The 627-nt window shown below is 61.6% G+C and carries 1 protein-coding gene; it reads left to right on the forward strand.

The window, feature by feature from the left end; genetic code table 11:
- Window positions 1-149 precede the first annotated feature (149 nt).
- On the forward strand, window positions 150-627 hold a 478-nt coding region (locus N826_RS39170; protein ID WP_169789526.1), incomplete at its 3' end, for an IS6 family transposase.

Consider the following 627-nt stretch of genomic DNA (forward strand, 5'->3'; position numbering starts at 1 on the left):
CGAGCCCTTCTGATGAAGGGAGATGAAGAATGCCGTGCCCGCATTGCTGTTCGACCAGGACGACGGAGCGTTCGGACCGGACAGCCCATGGCTATCGGCGCTTCCGGTGCCAGGGCTGCGGGCGGGGCTTCAATGAGCGGACTGGCTCGGTGCTGAACCGGTTCCAACTGCCAACCGATGTCGTTTTTCTGATCGTGCTGTGGCGGTTGCGGATGAAACTCAGCTTGCGGGACCTGGCGGAGATCCTGCTGCTGCGCGGCCTGGTATTCAGCCATGAAGCGATCCGCGACTGGGAAGCCAAGTTGGCGCTACTGCTCACCGATGCCCTGCGCCAGCGGCGAAAAGGCAAGGCTGGCCGCAGCTGGTATGTCGATGAGACGTACATCAAGGTGGCCGGCCAATGGCAATACCTGTACCGCGCGATCGACCGCGACGGCAACCTGGTCGACATCTACCTGAGCGAGACCCGCGATCAGGAAGCCGCCGAAGCGCTCTTCCGCTCGGCCGTGGCAGTGACCGGAACGACGCCGGATAAGGTCACAACTGACAAGCACGCCAGCTACCCGCCGGCTCTCGATGAAGTCTTCTGCGATGACCTCGAACACCGTACTTCGAAGTACTTAAACA

Origin of the sequence: Skermanella aerolata KACC 11604 (assembly GCF_000936425.1) — a bacterium.
GTDB classification, from domain to species: domain Bacteria; phylum Pseudomonadota; class Alphaproteobacteria; order Azospirillales; family Azospirillaceae; genus Skermanella; species Skermanella aerolata.